This window comes from Dehalococcoidia bacterium (assembly GCA_028711995.1).
Lineage (GTDB): Bacteria > Chloroflexota > Dehalococcoidia > SZUA-161 > SpSt-899 > JAQTRE01.
Genome location: JAQTRE010000236.1, coordinates 1 through 2,699, shown reverse-complemented (window position 1 = coordinate 2,699; position 2,699 = coordinate 1). Strand labels below are relative to the sequence as shown.

Below are 2,699 nucleotides of genomic sequence, written 5' to 3'. Positions count from 1 at the left end.
ACGAGGTTTACTCTTCTACCGCCTGATGGAGCAGGCAATAGCTTGTGCCCCCGTGCCGCGTCAAATGATCGTAGGAGGCCATCCACAACATATGGTATATGGTTGAGTAAAGTGCATACCCACTTTGAAAATATCAGAAAGCTGCGATACAAGTACTGGCGCTTTGTTCGCGAAGGGCTGGTCAATGAAATCGTTGATCTGTTTTCGGAAAATTCTCGGGTGGATTTCGGCCGTCCCACCCTTCAGGCCGAAGGGAAGCAAGCCGTTGCCAAACTGTATCAAACCGTCGTCGGCCCGGGAGCGCCTGCCGGCACCACTTTTCCCAGAGGCTTCAGTCCCGAGATCGAAATCACGGGAGACAATACCGCCGAGGCCACATGGATGGGTGAGGTCCCCAAAATTGACGCCAAAGCGCAGAAAGTAACCAAGACAGGTTTCTTGTATCACGAAGAATATCTGAGAGAACAGGGCCTGTGGAAGATAAGCTTCCTCAAGATATCCTACACCTTCATTGAGGAGGGCAAACTCGTTACGCCACCTGGGGCCCGGTAGGCAAATCGTGTCAACCGATGTATCGATTTCGGATGGGAGCGCGCCTTTGAGCGTTCCAGACGGGTGATCCCAATCGGAAAGTTGAGGAGAATCAAGATGCAACTGGCATTCTATTTCGACCAGACACGGTGCACCGGCTGTTATACCTGTGTGGTAGCTTGCAAGGACTGGCATGATATCCCCGCGGGTCCGGTATCATGGAGAAAGGTGGAAACCTTTGAGAAGGGGCGCTACCCCGATGTTTTCGTGGCCTTTCTATCGACTTCCTGCCATCACTGTGCCGCTCCGGCCTGCATGGACGTGTGTCCGGCCAATGCCATTACCAAGAGACAGGAAGATGGGATTGTGGTGGTGAATAGAGAGGACTGTCTGGGCAGAGACAGTTGCGGGATGTGCTTTGAGGCATGCCTCTTCAACGCTCCTCAGTTCGGCGCCGAGGAGAACGCCCAAATGCAGAAATGCGATCTCTGTGCGGATCGATGGACAGAGAATAAGCTCCCCATATGTGTGGCCGCCTGTCCCATGAGAGCACTGGACGCCGGTCCTATCGATGAAATGTGGACTAAATACGGTCAGGGGATCGAGGCGGTTGGCTTCTCCTATGACAAACAGATGAGGCCATCGGTTGTCTTCAAACCAAAGGTTGAGCGCACAACACCAAGCCATCAGAATGTCTGATCCGGTGGAACTCTAACCACTTGATCAGAGTTCCTGACCAAATCGAACGACATCTGCGCAATGCTCAACGTAATCATACTTTCGTGGCGTATGACACCCGGAATTTTTCCCAGCTCATTCCTCATGAAGTCATACATATCCCCAAGATCACGAAAATCCGCATACGCGAAGAGGTTGAAGCTTCCGGAAACGATGGCTACGCTCTTGATAGTCTGATGCCCCGTCAATTGGTTGGCCACAGTATTGATATTTCCGGGATTTATCTTGATCAGTAACGTCGCGCTAACGTTGTATCCCAGGGCAGGTAGATTGGGAATACTGACGATCCGGAGGACTTTTCCATCGATGAGCGTCTGCAGCCTGCGGCTTGTGCCGTTGGCACTGATACCAATCCTCCGGGCAAGTTCCTTGATCGTTTCTCTGGGCTCAATTTCCAGTTCTTTGATCAGCGCCAGATCAACGGCATCGAGATTACGGTTCGTGTCGGGTCGCTCCAAAATCCTATCATCGGCTCCCAAGTACTTCCACGAGTTCTTCATCGGCTTCTGGACCACAATGGTTTCCACTTCTGTCACCTCTGGGATGGCACCCAAGCCGTCCGAAAAGAAATTCAGCCACTCCTTGGAGTTTCGAAAATACGCCCAGACAATGATGTCATATCGGCCGGCGGTCATGAAGACGTGTTTCACGGCGGTGTAAGAAGTCAGCCGATGCGCTGTGTCATCCACCGTGCCGGGGCGAACGTTAAGACACATTATAACCAGGATCCGATACTCCAGAGCACCGACGTCCGCTATGGTTGCGAATCTAATGATGCCTTGCTCCTGGAGACGTTGCAGTCTCCGCAAAACAGTAGTGGAGCTTGTCCCCAATTTCCCGGCAAGCTCGGAATAAGATTGCCGGGCATTGATCTCCATCTCTCTCATCAGCGCCAAATCTAGATCGTCGAGAGTCCCGGCTACGGATTGTTTCATTGAATTTCGTCCTTCCAATTTATCTTCCTGACCACTCACATCTTACGCGCTCAGCATCCCGATTTCAATTGAATATTCTTCCTGGATTGGCCACCGGGACGGGTGCCATTGCCAGGCTCCACCCGGATGACACCCCAGGAATTACCACACGAGCCATGCTATCTTTATGCACTATACAAATCATAGTCTACCATATTTTGCCATTTTCGGTCATTTTTCAGTCACTCTATGTTGACTTAGCTTATTTTCCGGTGTTATACTTCGAACAACAAAATTTGAGCAAAGGGTGAGAAACTCCCCAGGGAATTATATGTCCCGGATAGCCAGACACGGGGGCATAACACCGAGAGAAAAGTGACGCAATAAAGGCTAGTGTCATGTCACGTAATGATTGACGGATAAAGGCGTCTCAATTTTACCCTGGCGTCATCTATGGTGAAATGCCAATTGATCTTGGCATTCAGATTGTTTCTGCTCTTGCACCATGCCTCGACT

At 50.9% G+C, this 2,699-nt stretch carries 3 protein-coding genes; 2 read left to right on the top strand and 1 reads right to left on the bottom strand.

Annotated features, from left to right (window positions below; translation table 11 throughout):
* The first annotated feature begins 111 nt into the window (after positions 1-111).
* Complete coding sequence (locus PHV74_16110) at positions 112-552, top strand: nuclear transport factor 2 family protein (GenBank protein MDD5095876.1); 441 nt, start codon at positions 112-114, stop codon at positions 550-552.
* A gap of 96 nt (positions 553-648) precedes the next feature.
* Entirely contained in the window at positions 649-1,230 is a 582-nt protein-coding gene (locus PHV74_16105) for a 4Fe-4S dicluster domain-containing protein (GenBank protein ID MDD5095875.1), read from the top strand.
* Here the strand turns inward: PHV74_16105 and PHV74_16100 are convergent.
* On the bottom strand, positions 1,218-2,204 hold the full coding sequence (locus tag PHV74_16100) for an Lrp/AsnC family transcriptional regulator (protein MDD5095874.1): 987 nt from the start codon (positions 2,202-2,204) through the stop codon (positions 1,218-1,220). The two genes, PHV74_16105 and PHV74_16100, sit on opposite strands and share 13 nt — an antisense overlap.
* Positions 2,205-2,699: the final 495 nt, after the last annotated feature.

Excerpts from the sequence above, each read along its gene's own strand:
- PHV74_16100 (MDD5095874.1), bottom strand. The coding sequence starts at position 2,204 with ATGAAACAATCCGTAGCCGGGACTCTCGACGATCTAGATTTGGCGCTG.
- PHV74_16105 (MDD5095875.1), top strand. The coding sequence starts at position 649 with ATGCAACTGGCATTCTATTTCGACCAGACACGGTGCACCGGCTGTTAT.